We start from the raw sequence: 424 nt of genomic DNA on the forward strand, positions 1-424 counted from the left end.
CGTGTCATGTATCGAATAGGTGCAACGAGCCAAGACCAACCAAAGCGAGGATGACGCCATGAGATACACCCTTTCCGCCCTTGTCGGCGCCACCGCACTTGCAATCGGCCTGGCCGCCGGTCCGGCGACAGCCGGGGACGCCGGCATCATCGTCTACAACGCCCAGCACGAGAGCCTGGCCAAGGGATGGGCCGAGGGTTTCACCAAGGAGACCGGCATCAAGGTCACGCTGCGCAATGGCGGCGACAGCGATTTCTCCAACCAGATCGTCGCCGAAGGGGCCGCCTCGCCCGCCGACGTGTTCCTGACGGAGAACTCACCGGCCATGGTGCTGGTCGAGAATGCCGGCCTGTTCGCGCCTGTCGATGCCGACACGCTGGCACAGGTGCCGCAGAACTATCAGGCGACCAGCGGCAAATGGGTG

General features: G+C 64.2%; 1 protein-coding gene. It reads left to right on the forward strand.

The genetic code is table 11. From position 1 onward, the window contains the following. Positions 1-58 precede the first annotated feature (58 nt). The coding region (locus ACWTU8_RS32905) for an extracellular solute-binding protein (protein WP_455851387.1) at positions 59-424 on the forward strand (366 nt) is incomplete at its 3' end.

Source organism: Mesorhizobium sp. BHbdii, from assembly GCF_053848045.1.